Genomic DNA, 23,415 nt, shown 5'->3' on the forward strand with positions numbered 1-23,415 from the left:
TCGTTTGGTTGTCCGTTGAACCGCAGCCTTGCCGCGGCGCGATGCGTGCCTGCACCGGGCTTCCAAACCTTCTGTACGAAACCACCAGATTTCTCCTTTTGGCCGAATACAAATCGGAGACCGGTCAAACGTAGCTCGCGTCGGCCAATCGTTCTAACCAGCGGTAAGCCGGTTCATGTCCTGCAAAGAGGTTTGTCATTTCGGCGTCGAACATTGTGACCGGACCTTTGCCAGCAGTTCATCGTCCAGAGCCACAACTCTGAATTGTCGATCGGACCAGGAGCGTGTCACCACCTTGATCATTCCTCCGGTCGGTGCGCCCGGCAGCGCGATTGCGCCGCCGAGTTCCACCGAAACGACCTTAAAAGCGGACCGTAACCGAACCGCCGAACGTGCGTGGCGTACCGGCATATCGGATCACACTGTCCTGAAGGCCCTGCACACTGGTCCAATAGTATTTGTCAGTCAAATTCTTGACAAAGAAGCTCAGCTGATATTTCGTGTCGTTTGTCTCGATGCTGACATTTGCGTCGAAAACTGTGTACGGATCGATATGGAACGATGGGTCGCTGATGAGATCGCCCTGCTGTGAACTTGTATAGCGCCCAGAACCCGTAAGCCGCGCATTAAAATTGCTGCCGACGTCAAAGCCGTAGCTGATCACGCCATTGACTTGCACCTTCGGCGTGAACGCGAAGCCTTGGCCAGCGAAATCGCCTTGCCGACCATACTGGTCAAAGCCAAAATACTCGTCGATTTTCGACTTGATGTAGGTGCCACTCAGCCTGGCCGTTAGTCCCTCCAGAGGACTGACCGACACTTCACCCTCGATCCCATACAGATGAGATTTGGGTATGTTTACTATCCTGTTGAGATAGACGAAGATGATGTCCGGTACCGCACCGAACACCTGCTTATCCTTGTAATCATAATAGAAAGCCGACCCATTGATCGTCAGTCCGCTCGTCGGCGCTAGCTTGAAACCGGCCTCGAACGCGTCGACCCGCTCCTGCTTAGCCGGTGCATATTGGGTGGCAACGTTCGCGTCGATGTTTGGGAATGCACCGGATTTGAAACCGCGGGTGAAGGACGCGTAGAGCAGGCTGTGCCGGTCGATATGAAAGTCGAGACCTACCCGGCCGGCGAAATTGTCCTGCTTGAGCTGCTGATGTGCCAGTTCCTGTGCTGGGAAAGGCAAGGTTCCGCCACTTTGTATGACTGCTTCCAGGTCACCATTATAGGTCACGCAACCGCCGGGAGCCACATTTGACGGGATGCCGTTCGCGCGGAAGAAAACGTTCCAGACCGAAGCGATGCTGTTATCACCCTGATCGAGTGTGCAGCCTACGAACCGGGCCTTATCGCGGGTGTAGCGGGCGCCGAGAGTGAGCTCGAACTGCGGAGTTATCTTATATTGCGCCTGCCCGAAAACCGATGCGGTGTCGATCCTTTGCTGGATGGTATCGGCCCAGTCAGTGAAGCCGTAGAGCACGTCCTGCTGCTGGCCGAGCGTGCCGCCCTGCGCGGCCACCGTTTGCGCCGCCAGCTGGCGCAGCGGACCGATATTGGTGCCGACCGGACTCCAGTTGGAGTTATTTTCATTGGTCTTGTCATGCGCATAGAACGCGCCTGCGATCCAGTTCAGGCTGCTGGTCTTGCCACTCAGCCGGATTTCCTGTGAAAAGGAGCTGATCCTAGCCCTGTCGATCGAGATCGCATTGGGAATATCCCAACCGGATATATCCTGGCCCTGCTCCTGACGATAATGAGAGTAAGCGGTAAGTGCGGTTAGATCGACGTTGGGGGCAATCGTCCAGTTTGTGCGCAGCGACAGAGCAAACAGTTCGTTGTTGCGGCGATAGTTGTTGATCGGAACTGGATTATAGTGATTCCCGCCCTCGGTCCCTTGAAAGAAGAACGGCTTTGTTGTCCATTTTGCTTGGCTGGCGCCCGTTGGCGTGAAGGCTTGGTTAACGATCGAGTCACCGGGAAACCCGAGTCCGTCCAGGATTGAGGCGATGCTCGCCGAATTCGCCGGCGTGACGGCGACATTGACGGCCTTGGGGAAGACCAGAACGACCTGTCCGACTTGCGTGTCCGATTTGTCGCGCCACCAGTTGCCCGCTAGCAGGAACGAGAGATCGCTGGAAGGCTTCCACTGGAGCTGAAGACGCGCCCCTGCGCGGTCTACCTCGCCCAAGCGGCTGCCATCGGAAATATTCACCTGCCAGCCTTTGGTCGATCGTTCCGTAGCAAAGGAGAAACGGGCGTTGAGCGTATTTGTGATAGCGCCATTAATCGCGCCCTCGCTGTTGTAGCTGCCGTAGTTTCCCCCGCCGATTCTCAGATAGCCGCTACTTTCCGAGGTCGGCTTCATAGCGATATTATTTACCAGCCCACCGGTGGTATTACGGCCATAAAGTGTCCCCTGAGGCCCTTTCAGGATCTCGACGCGCTCCATGTCGAATGACGGACCGGCCGTCATTGCGGGGTAAGGGTATGATACCTCATCAAAGTAGATGCCGACAGGCGATGACGACGACGCATTGGGAGTATTGAAGCCCACTCCGCGGATCGTATAGATCGGGGCGCTGCGACTCGACGGTGCGACCGTGAAGCCTGGAACGAGCGCGGCAACACTCTTAACATCGGTAGCTCCGAGTGTTCGAAGCTGATCCCCGCTAAAGGCAGAAATCGAGATGCCGACATCTTGAGTCGACTGCGACCGCTTCTGCGCTGTTACGACGATGTCGCCGAATACGTCCTCTTGGCTTTGCTGCACCTGGGGCGGCGCAGCATCGGCGACCACTTGTGCCAAAGCAGTCCCGCTGGATGCGACGCAGGCAATGGCTGTCCCCGAAAGAATCAACGCACGCACACGCATGCATTTGGCATTTGATGCCATCATATATCCTCTCCCTGTTATAAGTTTCCAATTCTTCGCCAGATAGAATGGCGCGCTTTTAGTGGTTCTGTATTTCGTTAGGCGGCGTATTGCGCCGAAGACATGCGCCGTTCTTCGACTTCGAATATCGCCTTCTTCAGTATATCGGGGGTGACTTCGAACGGCTCATTCTTCATAAAAGGGAAATTACACGCGGCTTCCACGAGCATGACGAACGTCCCATCCCCGTCCTGTACGGTGATGCCGAGATCCGAGAGGGCACGGGGTAGGCCCAAGCGGGCGAGAAGCGTATCCACACGCTCCAACTCTGCCCCGTCCCCCTCGAGTTGCAAGTGAATCATCGTCCCGACGGCCACCATTTCGCCGTGAAGAAAGCGGTGCTCGATTGATGGTACAAGGGTTAGAGCCGAGGCGACCGCATGGGCGGCCGCCAGCCCACCACTTTCGAACCCGGTACCGCTCAGCAACGTGTTGGCTTCCACAACACGTTCGAAACTTTCATTGAGAATGCCGGATTTTACTGCAGCCACTGCGTTGTCTGCATGCTCAAAAATCGTTCTCGAGCATATTTCCGCAATGGTTGCGGCGGCGATTGTGATCCGTCCACCGACCATGGAACGCGCAGCCGCATTAGCGACGCAGGTCCGCGCCTCGTAGCCGGTCGCGAGGGCGTCCGCCATACCGGCAAGGAGGAACCGCACCGGCGCCTTCGCGATTATCGCTGTGTCTACTACGACCAAATCCGGGTTGCTGGGAAGGAATTCGACGTCTCTGAAAGCGCCTTCGGCCGTGTAGACCACGGCCGCTGCAGAGCAAGGCGCATCGGTAGACGCGAGTGTGGGGCAGACAATCAGGGGCACATTGATTCGGCGGGCAATGCATTTGGCGGCATCGATCACCTTCCCACCACCGATGGCAACGAGAACATCGATAGCTGCGGCCCGAAAGGTTGCCACCTGCGAATCGATTTCTTCGAACGAACACTGGCCGCCGAACGCAGAACGGACCGCCGCGATGTCAGCGGTGGCAAATGCGGCTTCGACCGTCTCGCCGATCGCGGGGGGAAGATCGCCTGGCAGCAAGAGCCCGGGCACCCGACCGCCGACCATCGGCAAATAAGTGTCGATATCTTCGAGTACGCCTGGTCCCTGCACATAGCGGTGTGCGCAGAAAAACACCTTGGTGCTATCCAGGGACTGCGCCCCGCCAAATATCTCTATCGCTGCCTTCCGCATGCCCCTCTCCCACGACATTTTTTTGTCTGCTTGTGATTGGCTTAGAAAATGAGACTCTTGTTGACTGCCTGCCCTGTCTCTCCACAGTAATTGATGTAGAGATCGAGGAACGAGAATACGTCCATGATATTCTCGAGATTGTCGTCGTCGTCGTAGAACTCGAGGGAGCCACCGACAAAGAACAGCGTCTTTGTGCCGGTATCACTCGTCAAAGTGTGAATGACGCCGGGATTCTCTTGAACGAAGTCTCCGGTGCGGGCGACCCAATCATATTCCTCATAGCGCCACGATCCTTCCAGCGTAAACGCGGACACGGGTCCGCGATGCCGATGGCGTCCAAGACCGCCCGGTCCTTTCGACCAAAGGATCGTGACGTAGAGGTTGTTACGAACATCAAAGCGTAGAGGCTTCAGCCAGACGTCTCCAACCCAAGGATGATAAAGGGAATCCGCCTCATTGATGTATAAGTCGGGAACGCCGAACTGTTCATGCCGGCCGAGGATCCGAAGTTCGTCGGCACTCATACCGGAGGCCGCAGTCAAAATCTGACTCTCCATTATCTAGTTCCCATTCCAATGTTTTGGTTTCTTCGGCGCTTTGATATCCGCCATTCGCCCTGATTTTCTCATCACGGGAAAGCTCCGTCTATCGCGAAGACTCGCTATTTTTGGCTTAGAATGCGGTAAAATCGGAGTATTTGCGATCGCGATGGTGGCCGATCACATGGAACACACCGGTAACGCGCGCTCGTAAGGGAACGCGACTTCGATTCCGGGTCCCGGCATATCCGACCTTACCGCATCAAAGCGGATCGTTGGTCCCGTAAGGGTCAAGCTATGCAGGACTCGGTAGCAGCTGCACGGGCGGTCCGTGCACGAGCCCCTTCGGCAGGATGGTAGCGCCAAATGCAGACTGGCGTGTGGCCCCTTGGACGGCGGACAAATTGAGAGTCAGATAGTCCGACTGGACTCGCGACGACACGCGCGCCAGCCGTGGTCCCCTAGATGCAACGAACTAACGGGCACATGATATGCAGCTTTAATGGGGCGCATTCGCCGGGCCGGGTCCGTTACCGAGAAAACGCGCGTTGAGGAAGCTTGCGAGCTTGGCGTGGGACACGATCCCCAGCTTCGCACGGATATTCCTCAGATGGTGATCCACGGTGAATACGGATCGTCCGGTAGTGCGGGCTATCTCCTTGTAACTCATTCCGCGCGAAACCAGCTCTGCGATCTTCCGTTCCGCTTTCGACAATGAGTGAAGAGCAGTCAAATCCGGAGGTGCCGCCTGCTCTCCAATGGATCGCGCTGCGCCTAGAATGGGGCCGAGAAATAGTTTCGAGATATCCTCGAAGAGGTCATATTGCCATGTCGCCCATTCCGGCTCGCCTCGCTTCACCCGATCCGCGCACAGCAAGGCAAAAGGCCCCGTTTCGTCATGAAGCGCATAAGCCATCTTCGTGCCGACGCCCGCCCGCACCAAGTCGGAGCGCAACCGCGTGCCAAAAGCCCTTTCCTCGCGGATGGACCTGAATACCACCGGCTTGGGAGAATTCCAGAGTTGCCGCATACCGTCTTCTGCATTGCTGACGATGATACCGCTCAGCGATGGGATCTCCTCCAGATCGCTAAGGCTCTCACTCTGACCAGGATGATAACGTTGCTCTTGCGGTGTCGCGAAACCCCCATCAACACGTTCCACGGCCAAGATTGTGCGAAGGCGATCGGCGGCAAGCATCCAGCAAGCTTTAGAATCGTCAAGGTAAAGGAGGAGCTCACTGGCAAGATCGCGCGCCAGCGGATAGCTCTTAGCGGTCTTGGTGTCGAGCAAAGCGCCACGAAGGCGACGCTGATTTGAATAGATGATTTCTTCTCGCGATAGCGTCATTACTCCTCTCCTATTTTTTTGTTCACTTCCCAAAACACGCGCGGGCTATACTGTCAGATAACCTCCATCGACGGGAATGGTCGCCCCCGTCACAAAGGATGCGCCATCCCCGCACAGAAATGAGGCGACTTTTGCGATTTCGACAGGTTCGCCGAAGCGCGCAAGCGGCGTCCGGCCCAGGATAGCGGCGGAGATAGCGGTATCCGCTTTCAATGGTGCAAGGAGCGGAGTGTCTATCCAGCCTGGCGCGACCGCGTTCACGCGAATGCCGTCAGGCGCATAGCTCTGCGCGAGCGACCGAGTGAGCTGAACGATCGCGCCTTTGCTGGCTGCATAGGCCGGGCGGTCGCCCGATCCGAAGGTGCTGTACATCGAAGCTATTAGGACCATGGCGCCCCCCTGCCCCATACGGGGCCGAGCGAGCGTGCATGCTCGCATGACCGCCGTCAGATTGATCGCCAAGACTTTGTCGAAAATTTCGGGTTCATGTTCGCGCTGCGCGACACTGATCCCTGCGGCAGGTATCAGATAGTCGACCGACTGCAGGGTGTCGAATGCGCCGCCCAGGGCGGCCTCGTCCGTCACATCCAGTTCCTTGAGCGAGATATTTTCGACGCCTGCCAGGACTGACTGGTCGGCGCGAAGGCCCCATCCATGCACATGCGCGCCCGCCTCTGCGAAAAAGCGGCCACAAGCCTCACCAATGCCCGAGGTAGCGCCAGTGATCACGATTGTCTTTCCGGAATGCGCGCCCTTGCCTGCATCATTCATATCTCACTCCTTAGTAGTTTCTGATCAGAACCATTGCCATTCATGTGAGGACGAAGTCCCGGACTTCGGCGGCAAACTCGGTCGGTCGTTCGACATTGGAAAGATGCGCTGCCTCGAGCATCTTGAGACTCGAACCCACAATGGACTCTTTGAGCTCGACGCTTCGCTGAGGCGGGGTGGCAGGGTCCAGTGCTCCGCCGATGATATACGTCCTAACAGGAATGAGGTGCGCCGTTTTACGGAGATCCATATCGCGAATGGCAGCGCAGCATCCCATGTAACCGTCAGGGTTGGTGGCCTGGAGCATCTCCGCTATCGGTTCGATCTCTGCGGCGTGGGTCTCTTGGAACCAGGGCGTAAACCAACGTGAGATCGACGCCTCGACCAACGGCGTTATCCCCTCCGTGCGGACGAGATTGATGCGGGCGTCCCAGTTTGCAGGCGGGCCCATGTAGGCTGCCGTGTTGGCAAGAACCAGCGTCCGAATGCGCTCCGATGCATGGATGCCGAGCCATTGCCCGGTCATCCCGCCCAGCGACAAGCCGCAGAAATCGATGGTTTGAATGGAGAGCGCATCGAGAAGTTCGATCACATCGCGCCCCAAGCGATCGAGCGAATAGGCTCCAACCGGCCCATCGGACGCACCATGGCCGCGCTGATCGTAGCGAAGCACGCGGAAGTCGACGCTCCAGGCCGCTATTTGTGGCGCCCACATTTGCATGTTCGTACCGAGCGAGTTCGAAAGGAGCAGGACGGGCGCATCCTCGGGTCCGTCTAGCCGGTAGGCGATATGCGTGCCATCGCCCATCGTGATTGTCTCGGTCATCAGATGCGCTCCAGGATGATGCCGATGCCCTGTCCGACGCCGATACACATGAAGGCGAGCGCAAAGCGTCCACGAGTGCGGTGAAGTTCTTCGACAGCTGACATTGTGATGCGTGCACCCGACATTCCGAGGGGATGGCCTAGTGCGATGGCACCCCCATTGGGATTGACACGTGCGTCGTTGATCGGATCGACACCGAGGTCTCGCAGAGTGGCGATGGCTTGGCTCGCAAAGGCTTCATTGAGCTCAATGATATCCATGTCCGCTATTGTGAGGCCCGTGCGCAAGAACAGCCGCTTCGCGGCCTCGACCGGCCCCACGCCCATGATCCGCGGCGCGACGCCGGCCGAGGCCATGGCGACGATCCGGGCGCGCGGGGTGAGGCCATAGCGCTTCGCGGCGGTCTCGGATGCGACCAGCATCGCGGCCGCGCCATCGTTGAGGCCGGATGCGTTGCCCGCCGTCACCGTGCCCCCGGGCTTCGCGACAGGCTTCAGCTTGACTAGCGCCTCTAGGCTCGTCGCCCGTGGATGCTCGTCCGCAGCGAACAGGATGGGCTCATCCTTCTTCTGAGGAACGGAAACGGCCACGATTTCCGCCTCGAGACGCCCCGAAGCCTGCGCGGCTGCCGCCTTTTCCTGGCTCCTGAGACTGAACAGATCCTGGTCCTCGCGACTGACGTTCCACTGTTCGGCGACATTTTCACCGGTCTGTGGCATCGTGTCGACACCATAAGCCGCTCTCATCGCAGGGTTGACGAAGCGCCAGCCAAGCGTCGTGTCCTCGATCTTCTGGTCGCGGCCGAAAGCGCTGTCCGCTTTGCCGAGGACATAGGGCGCGCGCGTCATGCTCTCCGCTCCGCCGGCAATGATGAAATCCGCGTCGCCTGATCGGATAGCTTGCGCGGCAATACCTACCGCATTGAGGCCCGAGCCACACAGCCGATTGACAGTCATACCCGGCACCGTTTCCGGCAGGCCGGCCAGCAACACCGCCATGCGCGCCAAATTGCGATTATCCTCGCCCGATTGGTTCGCGCAGCCGATGATCGTGTCATCTAACGCGCCCCAATCCGCACTGGGGTTCCGTTTGACCAGCGCCCGAATCGGCAGCGCGGCGAGATCGTCCGTGCGAACGTTGGCCAGGGAACCGTTCAACCGCCCGATCGGCGTGCGGATTGCGTCACAGATGAATGCCTGACTCATAGGGCGGCGACTTCGGCGATTGGAGCCTCGGTTTTAGCGCGAACCTCTTCCTCGCTGATACCGGGCGCCAGCTCGACAAGGCCGAGCACGGCGTTGGCCTTATCGACGCTGAGGACAGCCAGGTCGGTAATGATGAGGTCGACGACCTGACGGCCGGTCAGTGGCAGGCTGCAGGCATGAAGAAGTTTCGGACTGCCGTTCTTGGACACATGGTCCATGACGACGACCACACGCTTGACGCCCGCGACCAGGTCCATGGCGCCGCCCATACCCTTCATCATCTTCCCTGGAATGGTCCAGTTTGCGAGATCGCCATTGGCGGCAACCTCCATCGCGCCCAGCACCGCCATGTCGATATGGCCGCCACGAATCATCGCGAAGCTGTCTGCCGAAGAGAAGAAGCTGGACGTCGCGAGCGCGGTGATAGTCTGCTTGCCCGCATTGATAAGGTCGGGGTCCGCCTCTCCCTCGAAGGGGAAGGGCCCGATTCCCAGCATGCCATTCTCCGATTGGAGCGTCACATTAATGCCCGCAGGTACATAGTTGGCGACGAGGGTGGGTATGCCGATGCCGAGATTGACGTAGAAGCCGTCTTGCAGTTCCTTTGCCGCGCGGGCCGCCATTTCTTCCCGTGTCCAGCCCATCATACGATTTCCCTCTGGCGGGTCGTTAGCTTCTCGATCCGCTTCTCATTGATGGTGGCCGACACAATTCGATCGACATAGATGCCGGGCGTATGGACGCAGTCGGGATCGAAGCTGCCCGCCTCGACGATCTCCTCGACCTCGACGACAGTGACCTTGCCGGCTGTTGCCATGTTCGGATTGAAGTTGCGCGCAGTCTTGCGGAACATGAGATTGCCCGCCGGATCCGCTCGCCACGCCTTGATAATGGAGAGGTCGGCGCGCAGCCACGTCTCACGAACATAGTCTTGGCCTTCGAAGGTCTCGATGGGTTTGCCCTCAGCAACGATGGTCCCCACCCCGGTCTTAGTATAGAAAGCGGGAATGCCGGCGCCGCCGGCGCGGATGCGTTCGGCGAGCGTTCCCTGCGGGTTGAGCTCTAGCGCGAGCTCGCCGGAAAGGTACTGGCTTTCGAACAATTTGTTTTCGCCCACATAGGAGGCGATCATCTTGCGTATCTGCCGGCTTTCGAGCAGCATCCACAAGCCAAAGCCATCTGCGCCGGCGTTGTTCGAAATGACGGTGAGGTTCTGTACGCCTGACGCCCTTATTTCCGGGATCAAGCTTTCCGGATTGCCGGAGAGGCCAAAACCTCCAGACATGATCGTCATGCCGTCGAAGAGCAAGCCCTCAAGCGCCGCGGCTGGTGAAGTGTAGATTTTGGACGACATCTAGATTTGCAACCTTCCTAATGGGCTCGGCGTGCAGTTTAAGAGCCGGCAAACGACCGACTGGCCGGCATGATTTGCGGCCTGCTTCGCGTAAAAATGGGGCGGCGGTACCACGATCGGCGTATTCACGTGGATGCCGACGCCGATGCCGGAGGTCGCGCCAACAACGATCGCAGTCTTCATGGCGCCCGACTCAGCCAAGGTCGCCGCCAGCCACGGGTAGAACCGATCCGGTGATATAGCTTGCCTCGTCCGAGGCCAAGAACAGGATCGGCGCCACCTGCTCCTCTAAGGTTCCATATCGCTTCAGAAAACTCGAGCTCTTCACCTGTTCGACCACATCCGCCATCCAACCCTGCTCCGCGGCAGTGTCGCCGGCAGCATTGCGTGGAATCCGGCGCGGCGGGGCCTCGGTGCCCCCAGGTGCAGTCGCGACCACACGAATACCCCTGTCAGCATATTCCATTGCCAGCGAAAGGGTCAAAGCGTTGATACCGCCCTTGGCCGCCGAGTAGGGCACACGGTGTATCCCGCGTGTCGCATTGGACGAAACATTGACGATCGAGCCGCCCCCGGCTGCCAGCATATAGGGCAGCACCGCATGGCAGCACCATAAGGTCGGCAGTAGCGATCGACGGATCTCGGCCTCGATCTGCGGAGGTTCGAACTCGGCGTAAGGCCGCATGCGGATCGCTCCACCGACATTGTTGACAAGGACATCGATCCCGCCAAACTTATCCGCTGCGGCGGCTATCGCTTGTGTCGCCCCTTCATAGGTTTCAAGGTCAGCGCAGAAACCGGTCGCCTCACCCGTCGCTCGGCTCGCCACCTCAGTCACGAAATCAGCTCGATCGACGAACAACACCCGCCCGCCCTCAGCCGCCATGCGCTCGGCGACCGCCTGCCCAATGCCCTGGGCAGCGCCCGTTACGACGATGGCTTTGCCGGCGAATCGACCGTGGAAGATCATGCCACCACCGTCTCGCTTGGCGTGAATTTTTCGTAATGGAAATGTGCGGGCGTCACGCCCTTGTCGCGAAGGAAAATGCGCACGGCCTCGACCATCGGCGGCGGGCCGCAAAGATAGATGTCGCTATCGCCACCGTTTAGATGTGCATCGCTTAGATGCTGGGTTACATACCCCTTCAGGGGATGGTTGCTTGCCTCTTCGGCAACGCAACCTGCCCAACTGAACGTCGGCAGTCGCTCGGCGAGGGACTCAATGCGCGCCGTTTCAACGAGGTCACCATCGGTCGTCACCCCGTAGATGAGATGGATAGGCTGCGTGCAACCCCGATCGGCCAGCACTTCCAGCATTGAGAGCAAAGGGGCAAGACCCGTTCCGCCCGCGAGCATGAGAATGGGCCGCTCAACTGGACGAAGGAAGAAACTCCCGTTGGGTCCGACGAAGCTCATGCGCTGTCCGATCGCCGCTTCCCGCGACAGCCATCCACTCATGAGGCCGCCCGGCACATTGCGGATAAGAAAGCGCGCCTCTTTGGATCCTGGGGCGGTACTAAAGGAATACGCCCTGCTCTGCGACGTTCCCGGTACATTGAGGCTCACATATTGCCCCGGCAGAAAGTGGAGGGCGCTCACATCGTCGAGCGTCACCCCAAGGAGGAAGGTCGAATTCGAGATGCCTTCTACCAAGCTGACCGTGCCCGCATGTTCGGCTGGTTTCACCTTGCAGGCTGACGATGGCACTGGGACAGCCAAGACACAGTCGCTCGAGGGTCGCATCTGGCAAGTCAGGACCATCCGCTCTGCCGCTTCATCCTTGCTCAGCGCATCCTCGACATAGTCGTCCCCCAGGTCATACTCGCCCTCTTCGCACCGGCATTTGCATGTCCCGCAAACACCGTCCGAACAATCCATCGGCAAGTTGATCTTGTGTCGATACGCCGCGTCCAGCACACTCTCAGCCGGCTTGCAGTCGATAAAGCGCGTAGCGCCGTCCTCGAAATTGAGTGCGATACGATAATCCATACGACCTCTCCAGGCTGTGCTTTAGATGTGGTAGATGTCGATAACCTGCCGGATATAGTCGTTCTTCAGGATGATCTTCTTCCGCCGGATGAGCGGCGCAGCATCACCTGTTTCGAGCGTGTAGTATGATGTACCGAAGAAGCTTTCGGTTACTTTGTAACGATGGCTCAGCGTGTGCCAATTGAACCGTAGGTCTATCTCGCCGACACGCTCCGCAATTATCTCAATATTTGAGATATTGTGGCTTGTCCGCGGCTCGGGAGTGCTCGCGCCCGATCGCTCGGTCTTGATGCGGAATATTCGGTCCTCCAGACCATCCCTGTCGGGGTAATATACGAGGGAGATGTGCTGCTGGGGATCCTCCACCAGTCTGTCATCATCATCCCATGCTGGCATCCAGAATTCGACGTGCGGTGAATAGCAGGTCAGCCACTCATCCCACTCGCGATCATCAAGAAGGCGAGCCTCCCGATAGAGGAAACTCGTGATGTCGTCGCGCGTCAGGTTGTGCTCGAGTAGCGCGGTCATGCCGCCACTCCCAACAGGGGCGAGACTTTGCCGCCGCGGTCGCCATCGCCGCCGTCACCGGCCAGCGCTTTGATCAGGGTTTTCGCCCAATATTCATGTTGCCGTACGAAAAGGCCCTCGTCCTCGCTCCGCTGACCGCTGAGGGTCGGCTTCAGCCCCATGGCTAGAGCATTGTCGTCGGCCCCCTCCACCCAGTGGACAGCCCCCCGGCTTAGATCGTTCCAAAGATTACCGGCTCCTTCATAAGCCGACTGACAGGCCCGAAACTCCTCCAGATCGTCGGGGGTGCCCATGCCGCTCACGTTGAAGAAGTCTTCATATTGCCGGATGCGAAGAGCACGTTCGTCCGAACTTTCTCCCTTGGGTGCGAAACAGTAGATAGTGACCTCGGTCTTATTGACGCTTATGGGACGCACCACTCGGATCTGGGTGGAGAACTGGTCCATCAAATAGACATTAGGATAGAGGCCCAGGTTTCGCGTCTGCGATACGATGAACTCAGCGCGCTCGCTGCCTAGACGCTTTTCCAGTTCCCCACGGTGGGCGTAAATGGGGCGAACCTCCGGGTTGAGGGTTTTGGTCCACAAGAGGATGTGACCATTATCAAAGGCGTAAACGCCGCCCTGGCTCTTGGACCAACCATTGGCATCGACTGTCCGGGTGCCGGCTGCCTCATAGTTGCGCCGTCCCATGGTGGCGGAATAATTCCAGTGGACGGAGCTGACGTGATAACCATCAGCCCCATTTTCCATCTGGAGCTTCCAGTTGCCCTCAAAGACATAGGATGAACTACCACGTAGAACTTCAAGTCCCTTAGGTGCCTGGTCAACTATCTGGTCAATGATGACGCGGGTCGACCCCAAATATTCTTCGATAGGTTGAACATCGTGATTCAGGCTCCCGAAGAGGAAGCCGCGATAGTTCGCAAACTGAGCGAGTCGTGTCAGATCGTGCGAACCATCGGTGTTGAAGCTCGCCGGGTAGTCGCCGGTCTTGCCATCCTTCACCTTGAGGAGCTTGCCGTTATTGCTAAAGGTCCAACCATGGAACGGACAGGTGAAACTGCCCTTGTTGCCATGCTTGCGGCGGCACAGAGTTGCCCCGCGGTGTGCGCAGGCATTGACCAGGCCGTGCAGTTCACCGCCTTTGTCCCGCGTGATGACGATTGGCTGGCGGCCGATAAACGTCGTGAAATAGTCATTGGACTCAGGAATCTGGCTCTCATGGGCGAGGAACACCCAATTGCCTTCGAAGATGTGCTTCATCTCAAGTTCAAACAGATCCTCATCCGTGAAGATGTCACGGCGACAGCGAAAGATACCGCGCTCCTTGTCCTCGATCACTGCGGTTTCGAGCCGCTCACGCATAATGTTCGACATGCAACTGTCTCCTATCCTAGCGGGCTCGTCATGCCGCGGCGCGGGTGCGGGCGGAGAAACCTTCCTCTCCCTGCCCGGCCGCACGCTGAAGCTCGAAATCAAACGCGATATAAGCGATCTCGCCCTGACGGTTGGGCACAGGGAGAAGCCCCTCGCGCGTGGCGAACGCAAAGTCGTCGGCTGCGAACGGATCATCCCCGAAATTGATCTGAGTGGTCAGCTTCCTGTAGCCAGGCGCTTCGATGAAAAAATGGACATGCGCCGGGCGATTACCGTGACGACCAAGTGCCTTCAGCAGCCTGTCGGCCGGGCCATCGGGCGGTACGGAATAGCCTTGCGGCATCTTGGACTGGAAGGCGTAGCGGCCATCCCCGTCCAGTTTGATCCGCGCGCGATTGTTGAAAGGAGTCTGCTCGCGAGTCGGGTCGAAGTGGGAGTACCAGCCTTGCGAATTGGCGTGCCACACATGCAGGATCGCATCCTTGACCGGCTCACCATCAGGTCCGCGCACCTGGCCGTTCATACGCAGCGTTTCAGTGTCGTCAGCGTCCTTCGTGAGGTTCGCCTCACCTTCAACAAGCGGCGCTCCAGCAACATAGAGCGGACCCTCGATCGTACGGGGCGTGCCGCCCGTAAGGCCCTTTTCTTTGTCCTTAGCGTCGAGAAACAGGTCGATGAAGTGCTCTAGGCCAACACCTGGAACTATCAGCCCGAACTCGGACGCGCCTTGCGAGAGGAAATTGACCGCGCCCCAGAACTCGCTCTCGCTGATATCGTGGCGCACGATGATCTCGGCGGTCGCCTCGAGTATGTCGCGCAAGATAGTTTTGAGCCGGGGATTTCCGCCTTCCTGATCCTGGCCGGTCGCCCGATCCAGGAGGGTCTGGACCTCGGAGGTCTTTACAAAGCTCGCATCCATCCAATTCTCTCCTCGCAATTATAGCGCACGGCGCAGTTAACGGTCGTCCTCATGCAGCGAGGACGGATGGCGACAGAGCGCCGTGATTTTCATCGTCATGAAGGGGTACAGGGGAAGGGTGATGAGCAAGTCATGCAACTCGGCGTTGCTCGCGACATCGAAGATGCTCACATTCGCGTATTGACCTACCGTGCGCCAGATATGACGCCAAGTGCCTACCTTCTGAAACTCCTGGAAGCGCGCCTTCTCGGCGGCCTTGAGTCGATCCGCCTCGTCCCGATCGAAACCAAGCGGGATGTTCACGTCCATTTCCACCATGAAGAGCATGTTCTGTCCCCTTTCCTATCCGACCGCGTGGAGCACGGGAGCAGTGCGATCGCGCCGGAAATGGGAGACCTTCTCCTCGTCGAGGTTAATCCCGAGGCCTGGCCCCTGTGGGACGTGCAGTTCGAAATCGCGGTAGAGGAGCGGTTGTTCGAGCAGTTCCTCAGTGAGAAGCAAGGGACCGAACAATTCCGAGCCCCAGTCCAAGCGAGGGAATGTGGCGAATAGATGCGCCGAGGCCGCCGTGCCAACCGAGGCCTCGAGCATCGTACCACCGTAAAGACCGATCCCGGCGGCGTCGGCGATCGCGCCGACACGCTGCGCCGGCAGGAGGCCACCCGACTGGGCAATCTTCACTGCGAATATCTTGGCAGCATCTTTGGACGCGACCGTGTACGCGGATTCAGGGCCATGAAGGCTTTCATCGGCCATGATAGGAATGGAGTGACGGGCGGAAAGCCGCGTCATCGCGGCAGTGGCGTAGCGCCCGACAGGCTGCTCGACGAGATCGGCGCCGGCCTCACTGAGCAGGCCCATTCCGGTATCGGCCTGAATTTCCGTCCAGCCTTGATTGACATCGACGCGGACGCTGGCGCGATCACCGAGGGCTTGTTTGATCGCCGCGACATGAGCGACATCCTCGCGAACCGAGCGCTTGCCGATCTTAAGCTTGAAGATCGCGTGGCGGCGCGCCTCCAGCATCTCCTCGGCTTCTTCGATATCGCGCGCGGTATCGCCGCTCGCCAATGTCCATGCGACTGGAAAGCTGTCGCGGACGCGTCCGCCGCCTAACAATGCCGACACCGGGACACCGAGACGCTTTCCCTCAAGGTCGAGAAGGGCGGTTTCGACCGCGCATTTGGCGATGTGATTGCCCGAAACGAGCCTACCGATCATCGCCATGGTGGCACCGACACCGGTCAAGCCGGTCTCTAGTAATAGCGGCTTGATGTAAGTATCGATGACGACCTTTATGCTTTCAGGGCTTTCGTCACAATAGCTGGCACCCCCTATAGTAGTGCCTTCGCCAATTCCTTCAAGACCATCCGAAGTATGGATTCTGACGAGGACGATAGACTGGTGATGCATAGTTGCCATCGCCAGAATATGCGGTCGGATGGTCGGAAGATCGACGATGCACGTTTCGATACCTTTTACGGCGATCATCGCCCAAATCATCCTTTCAACCGGCTCTCCATTTTCGGTGATATGGATTGTTGTCAGCGGTCGCAAAGACAATTAGGGTCTGGCCTTCATACCTTGGGGGTATCTTATGGACCTGCGCCAGCTCCGATATTTCGTTGCGGTCGCTGAAGAGCGGAATTTCAATCGTGCCGCCGAACGACTTCATATCGCGCAGCCGCCGTTGAGCAGGGCTATTCAGATCCTGGAGGGGGAAGTCGGCACCGAATTGCTGGACCGATCAAGCCGTCCTCTCAAACTGACCGCCACAGGACGTCTGCTGCTCGATCAAGCTTCGCAGATCCTCAGCCGGATGGACGGCCTGCGCGCCATGATGCAGCTCGCCGCCGCGACGGAGAAGCGGCATTTCACTATGGGATTCGTAGCTTCGACAATCTACGCGCGCTTACCGCAACTTATTCGCGGCTTTAGGGCAGCAGCGCCGGATGTCGAACTGTCTCTTGTAGAGATGGTGAGCCTGGACCAGATCGCCGCCTTGAAGGATGGCCGAATTGATGTCGGCTTCGGGCGGGTGCGGTTTGGTGATGAGTCTGTGCAGAGGACTGTTCTTCGAGAAGAGAATCTCGTCGTCGCGCTGCCTGCGGGCCATCGCTTGGCGGACGAGGCGGGCGCCCTCTCGCTGCATGATATTCAATCTGAGCCACTCATCCTCTATCCTCGCGAACCACGCCCTAGCTACGCCGATCAAGTGCTGGGCTTGTTCGCGGACCATGGTATTCGTCCGAAGGTGGCCCATGAAGCACGTGAGTTGCAGATTGCGATTGGCTTGGTTGCGGCGGAAGAGGGATTGTCCGTCGTTCCGGAGTCGGTGAAGAAGTCTCGCGTCGACGACGTGGTGTATCGCGAGATCCAAGAACATGGTGTCTCGCCCATCATCATGAGCCACAGGATCGGGGATAGATCGCCGGAGTTGCTGACGATGGCCCATGTGATCTCGATGCACTATGCCCTATGGGGCTATCAAGTGCCCGAAGCGCTTGGCCATCTCGTATAGCTGCCTGCTATCCGCACTTATTCATCGGCCGATCGTACTCCAACAGCACTCTCCGCGGATGAGTCCAGCAGGAGCGACGGGAGCGAGATCGTACGGCATGGCGAGAGTCCTCTTGCATCAGAAGCCCGCCCCCCCATGTTAGAGGCGGCGAACAGACCTTCTTGTGTTGAAGGCTGCTTGCATGAATGATTCCTCAGCCGGGTTGCCGGAAGAACCGGGCTCCGTGGCCGTTCCTATCCTGAAGGACAAGGATCGCCGGAGAGATTCCCTTTTACGTATCAAGACGGTGAAGGCGCGGACAGGCCTCTCGATAGCCACTATCTATCGACGAGAGAGCAAAGGCTCTTTTCCCAAGCGAACGCAAATCGGTCTGGGATGTGTCGGCTGGTACGAAAGCGACATCGAGGACTTCGTCGCTGATCCGCTCAACTACCGTCGTCCCTGACCACCAGCATTAACGGCGCGGGAAGGCTTCGAGAGATCATATCGGCCCAAACCTGGAGGAGTGCCGCACGCGGTTTGAAATAGCGTGCGCGATTATATGCCCATTCCGATGCCGACATGCCTTCCGGCACATGCGCGAGGATCATGTCGATGATCATTCGATCCCCGTCCCGCTCAAGCTCTGCGGCGCGCTCGTTCATGAGCGTGGAAAAGGCCGTTCGCCATCCGTGAGGAACCATCCGGCCCTTGAACCTGCCCCCACCCATGCGCTTGTAGAGCGAGCTCAGCGCGGAGTCCGTCATTGGCTCGCGCCAAGATTTGGCGTGTGGAAAGAGATATCTGCATTTGCCGGTGATGATCCGCAGCGCCCGAAGCGTGTCCACGGCCTGTGTCGACAGGGGTACGTCATGACCAAATGCCTCATTGCCCTTGTCCTCTACCTCAAGTTTCATCCGCTCGGACGAGATGCGCCAGACCGGTCGTTCACAGGGCGCGTCCGGGTGCGCCCAGTCGATCCCATCGAACTCGTCCCAGGTCGCGGCGCGCAGCACACCGATCCGAACCTGGGTCAGCGCGAGTAGTCGGGAAGCGAGTTTGACGAACAGCCCGCCGGTCGATCGGTCGACGGTCAGCTGGAGATCCAGCAACGTCGAAAGGCTCGTCAGTGCTGGCATGCGGCGACCGCGCGGTGTTGGCTTGAGGGCCTCGCGAATGTCGTCTATTTCGTGGATTGCTTCACGTCCGACGAGCTTTTCGCCCTTGGCGCGATTGATGATGGAGCGAATGTAGCCGCGGACGCGCTTGGCGGTCTCGATCGATCCCCGATTCTCAATCTTGCGCAATGCGTGGAGGACCATTGATCCATCGACGCTGGCGATCGGCACAGAGCCAAAGCAGGGATAGATGTCGTTCTCCAGCCGGTTTTTGATCCGCTTGGCGTTGGCAGGCGACCAGAGGGGCGATTGCTCCTCGAGCCAGATCTCTGCCATCTTCTTGAAGGTCGCCTCTGTCGCGGAAATCCGCGTCTGCTTCTCGCGCTTGGCTTCGACCACGGGATCTTTGCCGGCGCGAATGAGCCTGCGGGCATCCTCGTGAAGGGCCCGGGCATCTGCCAAGCCCATATCGGGGAAACGCCCCAGCGTGAGCAGCCTCTCCTTTCCGCCAAAATCATATTTGTAGCGCCAGGATTTCGTCCCGCTGCTGGCAACCAGCAGATAGAGGCCCTGCCGATCGGCAAGTTTATAGGGTTTGTTGCGCGGGTGGGCCGCGCTGATCGCTGCGTGAGTGAGAGTCATCGATACCCCGTTTTCGGATCTCGATACCCCGCCAAATACCCCCTGATTCGCGAGAAGCTATGATGCTGCATGAGAAGACATGAGAAGAAGAGTGGTCAGGAAGTCCTTGAAAACAAGGACTTCCTGATATCACATGTAGCGCATGCGCTGAAGGGGTGGTGGGCCGGCAGCGCCTAAAATTGGTGGTTAACTTATTGAAATAAAGATATTTTTTCTGCGCGTCTTACATCTATGCCCGCAATTATGCCCGCAGCCAAGGATAGTCCCGCAAAAACTGATTTTCTCCTTATTTAACAGATGCTTATTTCAATTTTCTTTTCCTCCTCCCATTCATGGCGCGTTGCGTTCAGCTAGGTTGCGAGATTGGTTGGTCGAGCTTTGTGGCTGCTAGCCATATTCTTGGTTCTCGGCAGAGCATCGCGCAGCTGTTGTATCAGTGCAAGGAGACGTTTGCATTTCGGAATCAGTTCGATGTGCGTTTTGCTTGACCGCACTTATACCCTTGCCGTATCTTGATTTTTATCGGAAAATATGCTACGCGCGCTCGCTGTCCGCTGAAGACAGCGAGGCGAATTTTTCACTCGTTATTTCAACGGTATAGTTTGTCGTTACCTGTACGTTCATTGACCGGAAACTGTTACGCACGTATCTGAGGAAGCATGATGCAGGTAGGCCATTATGATGTTCTGGAGCGGCAGCGCGAAAAGCAGCGTTCGCGCGACCAGGATGATCGCGACCTGCGCAGCGGCGCAGTTTCGATGGATCAACTTGCGCATCAAAACGGATTCTTCGATGGCCTGCCGATCCGCCGCGCCCGGATAGGTCGGCGTGGTTCCGTCGCTATTTGACGAACGGTCATCTCCCGCCTCGGGCGGTACTCGACATAGCAAAAATCCTCGGCGATGATGACCGCGCATTCGTCGTGGGCGGTCAGGCACTAAACCTCTGGGCGGAATATTATTCGGAACATGCGGCCGAACTTCTGGAATTCAGACCCTACACGTCGAAGGATATCGATTATTTCGGACAGCGAGTCGTGGCTGAAAAGCTGGCCGCAGGGCTTGGCGGGAGCATAGACGCCCCATCACCCGACGATACCACGTTCCAGACGGCCATCGTGCATGCGACTGTACAGGGCATCGATATCTATATCGACTTCCTTTCCCACGTCAAAGGCGTCCAACGCGGCCTTGAGGCGGGCGTCGTAGATCTCATCCTGCCCTACGATCATGAAGGTGAAGAGGCGGAACTGGCCATCCGGCTCATGCACCCCCTCCATTGCCTTCAAAGCCGTGTGGCAAACGTAATCGATCTTGGACGCAATGACGGCACTTCGCGCCGCCAGCTTGCAGCGGCACCTATTGTGCTTCGGGAGTATATCACACAGAGCCTCGCTGAAGGGGAGGAACGCGAGGCGATCGACATCCTGCGAGCACTGTTCGAATATCTTCGATCAGATATCAATGGACGCAAAGCACACCGGGTGCTCCGCTATGATCCCATCAACATATTGCGTCATTTCATCGGCGATGAGCGGCTCGATGCACGCTGGCGGGAAAAGAGCCTTGCAGGCATGATTGCGCAGCTGGAAGGCAAGCGCACATTCCTCGGCCGCGTGTTGACTGCACTGCGGCGAGCGGACAGCGAATCGTATCCATCCGGCGAGACGCGCCTTGTCGTGAGGTAGGGGCCTGCTCTTAAGAACGCTCTCGAGAGCACGCTTAGGAGCAGTGGATGCGGCAGATCACGGTGATGACCGGGCCGGAACGGCGGCGGCGCTGGAGCGACGAGGAACGGCTCCAGATTTTGGCAGAAGCCTTTGCGCCTGGGGCCAGCGTTTTGGCTGTGGCGCGGCGGCACGATATTTCCACGGCGCGCATTTACACGTGGCGCAACAAGCTGCGGCAGCCGCCCGCTCTGACGGAGTTCGCCGAGGCGGTGGTTGACGATGGCGAACAGCAGAATGCGCACCAGGCCGCAATGCCGGTGATCATCGTGGATCTTGGTGGCAAAGGGCGCGTGAGCATATCTGCGTCGGCACCAGCTGCCTTGGTGTCGGCAGCGCTCAAGGCCCTGCGATGATCCCAGCTGGCGCGCGGGTGTGGATTGCGATGGGCCACACAGATATGCGGCGCGGCATGCAGAGCTTGGCAGCAATGGTGCAGCAAAGCTTCTCGCGAGACCCATTTGCCGGCGATCTTTGGGTCTTTCGCGGGCGCAGCGGGGCGCTTGTGAAGATAATCTGGCACGACGGCCTCGGGATGTCGTTATATTCGAAGCGATTGGAACGAGGGAAGTTTATTTGGCCCGCCGCGAAGGACGGCATGGTGTCGCTGACGAGCTCACAGCTGGCCTGTCTGCTCGACGGAGTGGACTGGCGGAACCCGCAATATAGCTGGCGCCCACAGAGCGCAGGATAGGCGCAGATTTTCTCGGCGGAGGCTGCATTTTCCGCTTCATCCGGGAGGTTTTCTATGATTCCATCCAAGTTGTGGACGCCGCCATTTCGCCCCTGCCTGACGATATCGAAGCGCTCAAGGCGTTGGTACGGCGCAGTGCGCAGCGCGCCGATGAAGCCGAACAGCGGGCCACGAGCGCTGAAGCCGAACTGGCCAATGCCCGTGCCCGGGAGAGCGCCACCGAGGCGTTGATCTCGCACTACAAGTTGCAGATCGCCAAGCTCAGGCGCGAGCAGTACGGCCCCAGCGCCGAACGCACCCGCCGGCTTCTTGCGCAGATGGAGTTTGAGCTCGAAGATTTGGAGGCCGACGCCGCCGAAGATGATCTGGCCGCCGAGACCGCCGCGACAAAGGCGACGAACGTCACCGCTTTTGAGCGCAACAGGCCGGTTAGAAAACCGTTCCCCGACCATTTGCCCCGCGACCGCGTCGTCGTTCCGGCGCCCTGTTCCTGTCCGGCCTGTGGCGGCATGCGCCTGTCGAAGCTGGGCGAGGATGTAACCGAGACGCTGGAGGTAATCCCGCGTGCCTGGAAGGTCATCCAGACCGTACGCGAGAAGTTCTCCTGCCGTGACTGCGAGAAGATCACGCAGCCGCCCGCGCCATTCCATGTCGTGCCGCGTGGCTGGGCAGGGCCAAGCTTCCTCGCCATGCTGCTGTTCGAGAAGTATGGGCAGCACCAGCCGCTCAACCGCCAGGCGGAGCGCTTCGCTCGCGAAGGCGTGCCGCTGAGCGTCTCCACGCTTGCCGATCAGGTTGGTGCGGCGTCCTTCGCCTTGATGCCCATCTTTCGGCTGATCGAGGCCCATGTCTTTGCCGCCGAGCGCGTGCATGGCGACGATACCACCGTGCCGGTCATGGCCAAGGGCAAGACCGATACCGGTAGATTATGGGATTATGTCCGGGATGACCGCCCGTTCGGCGGCGCCGATCCGCCGGCGGTGGTTTTCTATTATTCGCGCGACCGGCGCGGGGAACATCCCCAGGCGCACCTCGCGTCCTGGTCCGGGATTCTGCAGGCTGATGCCTATGCGGGCTATTTCGAGCTGTACGCTCCCAACCGCCAGCCTGGTCTCATCCTGGAGGCAGGATGCTTTGCTCACGCGCGCAGGAAGTTCTTCGAACTTGCTGACGTCGAGGGCGCTGCGCGCAAGAAGAGCCGCGGCGAGCGGACTGGCCCGATCTATCCGATTGCGCTGGAGGCGGTGCAGAAGCTGGACGCCCTGTTCGACGTTGAGCGCGGTATCAACGGCAAGACACCAGCGGAGCGGCTTGCCGCCCGTCAGGAGTTGAGCGCGCCACTGATCGCCGAACTGCACGACTGGTTGAACGCCCAACTCGCCAAGCTGTCGCGTAACCATGATCTCGCCAAGGCTATCAACTATATGCTCCGGCGCTGGGACTCCTTCACCCGCTTCCTCGTCGATGGCAGGGTATGCCTCACGAACAACGCAGCGGAACGGGCGCTACGCTGTGTGCCACTCGGGCGGAAAGCATGGCTATTTTGCGGCTCCGATCGCGGCGGTCAGCGCGCCGCCATCATGTTTTCACTCATTCAAAGCTGTCGCCTCAACGACCTCGATCCCCAGGCTTGGCTCGCCGACGTCCTTGCCCGCATCGCCGGTCATCCGGCTAATCGGCTTGGCGATCTGCTCCCATGGAATTGGAAACCAACAGCGTTGAAGCTGGAGCCGTGAT

General features: G+C 58.7%; 25 protein-coding genes. 7 read left to right on the forward strand and 18 right to left on the reverse strand.

Going from position 1 to position 23,415, the window contains the following annotated elements:
* Window positions 1-361 precede the first annotated feature (361 nt).
* The 17 genes from AEB_RS12150 to AEB_RS12225 form a co-directional block, all read right to left on the reverse strand.
* Entirely contained in the window at window positions 362-2,908 is a 2,547-nt protein-coding gene (locus AEB_RS12150; protein ID WP_119083395.1) for a TonB-dependent receptor, read from the reverse strand.
* A 74-nt stretch (window positions 2,909-2,982) separates the two neighbouring features.
* The gene (locus tag AEB_RS12155) at window positions 2,983-4,140 is read right to left on the reverse strand and encodes a glycerol dehydrogenase (RefSeq protein WP_172593080.1); all 1,158 of its coding nucleotides are present in this window, start codon (window positions 4,138-4,140) and stop codon (window positions 2,983-2,985) included.
* A 41-nt stretch (window positions 4,141-4,181) separates the two neighbouring features.
* Window positions 4,182-4,697, reverse strand: coding sequence for a 2,4'-dihydroxyacetophenone dioxygenase family protein (locus tag AEB_RS12160; protein WP_119083397.1), 516 nt, complete (start codon window positions 4,695-4,697; stop codon window positions 4,182-4,184).
* 481 nt (window positions 4,698-5,178) lie between these two features.
* Complete coding sequence (locus AEB_RS12165; protein ID WP_119083398.1) at window positions 5,179-6,027, reverse strand: helix-turn-helix transcriptional regulator; 849 nt, start codon at window positions 6,025-6,027, stop codon at window positions 5,179-5,181.
* A gap of 45 nt (window positions 6,028-6,072) precedes the next feature.
* Window positions 6,073-6,798: an SDR family NAD(P)-dependent oxidoreductase gene (locus AEB_RS12170; protein ID WP_119083399.1), complete on the reverse strand. Its 726-nt coding sequence runs from the start codon at window positions 6,796-6,798 to the stop codon at window positions 6,073-6,075.
* Window positions 6,799-6,838: 40 nt separating this feature from the next.
* The gene (gene pcaD, locus AEB_RS12175) at window positions 6,839-7,624 is read right to left on the reverse strand and encodes a 3-oxoadipate enol-lactonase (protein ID WP_119083400.1); all 786 of its coding nucleotides are present in this window, start codon (window positions 7,622-7,624) and stop codon (window positions 6,839-6,841) included.
* Window positions 7,624-8,829 (reverse strand): 3-oxoadipyl-CoA thiolase, encoded by a 1,206-nt coding sequence (pcaF, locus tag AEB_RS12180; RefSeq protein ID WP_119083401.1) that lies wholly within the window; start codon window positions 8,827-8,829, stop codon window positions 7,624-7,626. Before pcaF ends, pcaD begins: the two co-directional genes overlap by 1 nt.
* Window positions 8,826-9,473, reverse strand: coding sequence for a 3-oxoacid CoA-transferase subunit B (locus AEB_RS12185; protein ID WP_119083402.1), 648 nt, complete (start codon window positions 9,471-9,473; stop codon window positions 8,826-8,828). The genes pcaF and AEB_RS12185 overlap by 4 nt, the downstream gene beginning before the upstream one ends.
* Window positions 9,473-10,183, reverse strand: coding sequence for a CoA transferase subunit A (locus AEB_RS12190; protein WP_119083403.1), 711 nt, complete (start codon window positions 10,181-10,183; stop codon window positions 9,473-9,475). The genes AEB_RS12185 and AEB_RS12190 overlap by 1 nt, the downstream gene beginning before the upstream one ends.
* Window positions 10,184-10,366, reverse strand: coding sequence for a hypothetical protein (locus AEB_RS18080; RefSeq protein ID WP_145985301.1), 183 nt, complete (start codon window positions 10,364-10,366; stop codon window positions 10,184-10,186).
* 10 nt (window positions 10,367-10,376) lie between these two features.
* Window positions 10,377-11,153, reverse strand: coding sequence for a benzoate diol dehydrogenase BenD (gene benD, locus AEB_RS12195; RefSeq protein ID WP_119083404.1), 777 nt, complete (start codon window positions 11,151-11,153; stop codon window positions 10,377-10,379).
* Window positions 11,150-12,172, reverse strand: a complete 1,023-nt coding sequence (gene benC / locus AEB_RS12200; RefSeq protein ID WP_119083405.1) for a benzoate 1,2-dioxygenase electron transfer component BenC — start codon at window positions 12,170-12,172, stop codon at window positions 11,150-11,152. Before benC ends, benD begins: the two co-directional genes overlap by 4 nt.
* A gap of 21 nt (window positions 12,173-12,193) precedes the next feature.
* Complete coding sequence (benB, locus tag AEB_RS12205) at window positions 12,194-12,700, reverse strand: benzoate 1,2-dioxygenase small subunit (RefSeq protein ID WP_119083406.1); 507 nt, start codon at window positions 12,698-12,700, stop codon at window positions 12,194-12,196.
* Window positions 12,697-14,079, reverse strand: a complete 1,383-nt coding sequence (locus AEB_RS12210; protein ID WP_119083407.1) for a Rieske 2Fe-2S domain-containing protein — start codon at window positions 14,077-14,079, stop codon at window positions 12,697-12,699. Before AEB_RS12210 ends, benB begins: the two co-directional genes overlap by 4 nt.
* A gap of 28 nt (window positions 14,080-14,107) precedes the next feature.
* Window positions 14,108-14,998: a dioxygenase family protein gene (locus AEB_RS12215; RefSeq protein ID WP_119083408.1), complete on the reverse strand. Its 891-nt coding sequence runs from the start codon at window positions 14,996-14,998 to the stop codon at window positions 14,108-14,110.
* Between the two features lie 36 nt (window positions 14,999-15,034).
* A complete protein-coding gene (catC, locus tag AEB_RS12220; RefSeq protein WP_119083409.1) occupies window positions 15,035-15,325 on the reverse strand; it encodes a muconolactone Delta-isomerase in 291 nt (96 codons plus the stop codon).
* Between the two features lie 15 nt (window positions 15,326-15,340).
* Window positions 15,341-16,489, reverse strand: coding sequence for a muconate/chloromuconate family cycloisomerase (locus tag AEB_RS12225; RefSeq protein ID WP_119084614.1), 1,149 nt, complete (start codon window positions 16,487-16,489; stop codon window positions 15,341-15,343).
* Between the two features lie 106 nt (window positions 16,490-16,595).
* Between AEB_RS12225 and AEB_RS12230 the strand changes: the two genes are divergently transcribed.
* Together AEB_RS12230 and AEB_RS12235 are read left to right on the forward strand one after the other, a co-directional pair.
* Entirely contained in the window at window positions 16,596-17,519 is a 924-nt protein-coding gene (locus tag AEB_RS12230; RefSeq protein WP_119083410.1) for a LysR family transcriptional regulator, read from the forward strand.
* Between the two features lie 181 nt (window positions 17,520-17,700).
* The gene (locus tag AEB_RS12235; RefSeq protein ID WP_119083411.1) at window positions 17,701-17,964 is read left to right on the forward strand and encodes a helix-turn-helix transcriptional regulator; all 264 of its coding nucleotides are present in this window, start codon (window positions 17,701-17,703) and stop codon (window positions 17,962-17,964) included.
* On the opposite strand, the gene AEB_RS12240 is transcribed toward AEB_RS12235, so the two are convergent.
* The gene (locus tag AEB_RS12240) at window positions 17,945-19,258 is read right to left on the reverse strand and encodes a tyrosine-type recombinase/integrase (RefSeq protein WP_119083412.1); all 1,314 of its coding nucleotides are present in this window, start codon (window positions 19,256-19,258) and stop codon (window positions 17,945-17,947) included. The two genes, AEB_RS12235 and AEB_RS12240, sit on opposite strands and share 20 nt — an antisense overlap.
* A 659-nt stretch (window positions 19,259-19,917) precedes the next feature.
* On the opposite strand from AEB_RS12240, the gene AEB_RS12245 reads away from it, so the two are divergent.
* From AEB_RS12245 to tnpC, 5 genes are all read left to right on the forward strand, one after another.
* Window positions 19,918-20,106 carry a hypothetical protein gene (locus tag AEB_RS12245; RefSeq protein WP_119083413.1) on the forward strand — a complete coding sequence of 63 codons (189 nt, stop codon included), beginning with the start codon at window positions 19,918-19,920 and terminating at the stop codon, window positions 20,104-20,106.
* Entirely contained in the window at window positions 20,103-20,945 is an 843-nt protein-coding gene (locus AEB_RS12250; RefSeq protein ID WP_145985302.1) for a hypothetical protein, read from the forward strand. Before AEB_RS12245 ends, AEB_RS12250 begins: the two co-directional genes overlap by 4 nt.
* A gap of 47 nt (window positions 20,946-20,992) precedes the next feature.
* The gene (gene tnpA / locus AEB_RS12255; RefSeq protein ID WP_062788688.1) at window positions 20,993-21,340 is read left to right on the forward strand and encodes an IS66-like element accessory protein TnpA; all 348 of its coding nucleotides are present in this window, start codon (window positions 20,993-20,995) and stop codon (window positions 21,338-21,340) included.
* A 74-nt stretch (window positions 21,341-21,414) separates the two neighbouring features.
* Window positions 21,415-21,678, forward strand: coding sequence for an IS66 family insertion sequence element accessory protein TnpB (gene tnpB / locus AEB_RS12260; RefSeq protein ID WP_231958987.1), 264 nt, complete (start codon window positions 21,415-21,417; stop codon window positions 21,676-21,678).
* Window positions 21,679-21,749: 71 nt separating this feature from the next.
* Complete coding sequence (tnpC, locus tag AEB_RS12265) at window positions 21,750-23,414, forward strand: IS66 family transposase (RefSeq protein ID WP_172593081.1); 1,665 nt, start codon at window positions 21,750-21,752, stop codon at window positions 23,412-23,414.
* The last annotated feature ends 1 nt before the right edge of the window (window position 23,415 follow it).

The organism is Altererythrobacter sp. B11 (genome assembly GCF_003569745.1).
In the GTDB taxonomy this organism is placed as follows: domain Bacteria; phylum Pseudomonadota; class Alphaproteobacteria; order Sphingomonadales; family Sphingomonadaceae; genus Croceibacterium_C.